Source organism: Syntrophorhabdus sp. (assembly GCA_012719415.1).
Lineage (GTDB): Bacteria > Desulfobacterota > Syntrophorhabdia > Syntrophorhabdales > Syntrophorhabdaceae > Delta-02.
In genome coordinates, this window is the sequence record JAAYAK010000230.1 from 1 (window position 1) to 3,445 (window position 3,445).

Here is a 3,445-nt window from a genome sequence, read left to right on the forward strand (position 1 = left end):
TCGATTCCGAAGGAAATGTGCGCGAAGACGTTACCCTGAGTCCTTTTGTCGGTGCGGGACAACCCTACACAGAACGCCTGATCTATGTGAAATGTCAAGACAGCTGGCTTGCTCCTACAAGCCGTGAGCTGACTGCCGTGTTCAGACCGTGCACGCATTGCGGGTGGCGAACAGCTAGTGAGGCACCAGCGGCCGAAAGAGGTGATGGAGTCGTAGGTCGTTTACTTGGAGATACCTGCCTCCCTGACGGCTTGGGCTACTACAAGAAGGCTGGCACAGATGATTTCTACGGGTGTCGATGGTACATACACACGAACATCATGGTGGCTGGGTCCTTATGGTGGCTCTCTGGCATGCCTGCCCGGATTGGTATCGTTGGCATAAGCAGGCAGGGGGGTGGTAGTAATGGCATAAGCCGTTCGCACCAGAATGGGTGCGACGTCGACATCCGGTACGTCCGGAACGATGATCAGGAAGCCGCGTTAGACCTGGCGTTGCCTAACGACAGACCGTTCTTTGATCGAGCCAAAACGAAGCACCTTATCAATCTGATGAAGCTTAGCGGTGCAGAGTTAATATTCATTGCACCAGAAACACAAATACAGGAAGATGCTGTTGTGAAGCATTGGTCGGGTCACACACATCACATGCACGTCAGGTTTCCCGATCCGGATGGCGGTCAGGCAGCGACGTGTCCGCCTTGTCCGGTCGAGTACAAATAGGGAAAAGGGGTCTACCTGAATGAGCGCCAAGATTCGCAAGACAATTACTGCGTTATTCATGATACTTGTCTGCTCAGTGTCGCGGGGGCAAGATAACAACTATGTTGGGTGCACCGCCTATTATTACGCTGGTGTCGAGGTATATTCCCCTTTGTGGAATGCTACAGGAAGGCACCCCGAACCCCAGATACTTAGGCGCGTATACGAGTGGCGGCCCACCAGTGATTCCGAGAAAATCATCTTCGATAGCAATAACGGTGGCCTTTTCCCAGTTGAGGTGCGCGAAGGAAGGATTGCTTTCATTGTGCAGAGTTCTGATCAGCCATGGCCTGTTGCTGTCATAGATTCGAAGGGAACAGTTCAGTCCGAGATTCATAATGACGAATCTATCCTGCGCTTTGGCTGGAGTCCAAAGGGAGACAAGATTGCCTACCTGACTGGAGTTCGCACGGAGATGTATCCGAATGGCATCGACGGCAAAGGCGTCTGGATATATGACCTGAACTCGCAAGCCTCGGAGAAAATTGCGGACACGGGGCACGAGATCAGTTGGCCTTCTTTCGACAACTGTGTCTATATCGACGTTCGACCTGACAGAAAGGACCATGTCGTTCTGCATTACGATCCGCGGACTAAGGTCTTAGAGGTGAGTGATTTTCTTGGAGTCAATTTCTCCCGTAACGGGGAGTACTACTTGTATTATTCTGAGTCTACAGGTTTTCAGGTCTTTGACCGTCACACGAACTCTATTGTGCGCGAGTTACCTGGGGGCACAGACCTGACGGAGGTATTGAAGAGGATTGGAGTCTGCCGATGGCTTACAGCATCCAGACTATACTTCCCTCTGTCGGAGCCTGCGGAACCTGTTTACAGGAAGAGGCATCTCATTCTGGACGTTGAGTCGGGAGAGTTGAGAGAGTCGCAAGAGATACCGATAGGTCCTTGTGGCGAGAATGCGGTGATTGTGATGAACAAAGGGGGAGGCCTGGCCCTTCAGAGAATATCGCAAATGCAGGAGGTATCGGCGAAGGATACGGTGCTGAGTATCCCACCGCACCCGTTTCTGGAGCCGTGATCCCGTCGCTGCAAGGAGTTGAGGATTGCTATGCCCGTACCCTCGCGGGCGAGAATAACCTGGTATCTGGCCATGCCATTGTTCGGCACGCTGGCCCCCGCTTCCTCAGTGCGGCGCGGGCTTTCCCAGGGTCGCGGGGGACCGACACCCACGCCGTGGCGTTGTTCGTCGCGGCGGCGAGGGCGCGGGAGTCAGCAAAGGAATGTGGGGAAAGAATTGCGAACGGGACGACAGGATTCTCGGAATGAAACTCGGCATCGTAGTTGCAGGATTGACCGCGCTGACAATGGGCTTCCTTTCCGGTACCGGCGCGAATAGCACAGACACAAGTGAGGAGAAGGTGTTAGAGATCGCAAGAAGCAGTTCCTGGAGGCATGAGATCGTGCAGAAGCTGGTAGAATTGGGCGAAGGCGCCACCCCTGCAATATGCTCGGCATACGCGCCCGGCGAGATTATCCCGGAAGCCCTGGAAGCCGTCGCTCGCTTAGGGAGTCCCGCAGCGTGCAAGAACCTCATCGCCCACCTTCGTGCGGTGCGGCAAGAGGACGTGAATTACACTTTCGTGGCTTACCTGAGAGCAATAAGACATTGCCGATGTCGGGGCGCTATCACAGACCTTATGGAAATCATGACCGCTGGACAGCAGGTTCGGGACCACGACTCCCTCCAACTCGCTTTCTCCCTTGAAGCCGCCGCGGCCGTCGTGTGCTTGGGGAACGAGCAACAGAGGTCGGAGGCCAGAGAATTCATATTCACCGTCATGCGCGAGGTTCCTGTGGGGGATGAGTCCGCAGTGCGAGACTCCCTCCTGATTGCGGTGTGCCTAACCGATACAAATGAGGGTCTCGATTTCGTCGCGGAGCACGTAGTTTGCGACTTTGAATTGCAGGAGGAAGTATTCCTCTCCCTCCCCAGAGATGCTGAGCACCGTGGTCTAGTCAAGGCGCTATACACGCGCCTGACTCAACACGTCATACAAGTTGGACAGGAGCCCGTGGCTACGATGGCTGCTCTGGAAGCCCTGAGCGAAATGAAGTCGGCTTCAGAGGTAGTTCCTGACACGTTCTGGCAAGCGTACTGGGACAAGAATCGGTGTGATCTTGTTCGGTACTCCTCGGCGCAACCGTATCCCAATGGAATTACGAGGGACATGCTGAACGCACGACATAAGACTTTCCTGGAGAGGATGCACATTGAGTGGGACCACCAAAGCAATCGTGCAGTTAAGTGTCCATGGCGCAGGAATAATGGTTCTGGTCGGTGATTTGGCCGGTTTCTGCCTGCGTGTACGTGGAGTGGATCGTGATTCTTCGCGGCCGGGTTAGGGGTGTCCGGCGGGCTTTCTTGTTTATGGTTGTTCGTTCATTCTGGACAGGTCGTTGAGTTGGTGGTTTGTGCGTTGGGCTTCTTTTTTGGCGTGGTTGAGGATGGTTTGTTCGGTGGCGAGGTCGGTGAGTCTGAACCGGAACGACGGGTTCGTGCTGAAATCCTGGACGGGCAACTGCGCGTACTTCGACGCCAACGGAAACTACCTCGGCATGCTGCCCGAAAGCCTTCCCGAAGACCTCGACGACTGGATCACGGATGACACCATCCACGTCAAATGCCTCAAAGCCCAACCCACGCAAATGGCCTCCGCCATGACCGA

General features: G+C 54.7%; 3 protein-coding genes. All 3 read left to right on the forward strand.

The annotated features are described in order from the left end of the window. Positions 1-741: 741 nt before the first annotated feature. A complete protein-coding gene (locus GXX82_13630; GenBank protein NLT24079.1) occupies positions 742-1,797 on the forward strand; it encodes a hypothetical protein in 1,056 nt (351 codons plus the stop codon). Between the two features lie 244 nt (positions 1,798-2,041). Further along, positions 2,042-3,061, forward strand: a complete 1,020-nt coding sequence (locus GXX82_13635; GenBank protein NLT24080.1) for a hypothetical protein — start codon at positions 2,042-2,044, stop codon at positions 3,059-3,061. 175 nt (positions 3,062-3,236) lie between these two features. Next, positions 3,237-3,445 (forward strand): hypothetical protein (locus GXX82_13640; GenBank protein ID NLT24081.1); only part of this gene is annotated, 209 nt, incomplete at its 3' end.

Coding starts and splice junctions, on each gene's coding strand:
- GXX82_13630 (NLT24079.1), top strand. CDS start 742: ATGAGCGCCAAGATTCGCAAGACAATTACTGCGTTATTCATGATACTT.
- GXX82_13635 (NLT24080.1), top strand. CDS start 2,042: ATGAAACTCGGCATCGTAGTTGCAGGATTGACCGCGCTGACAATGGGC.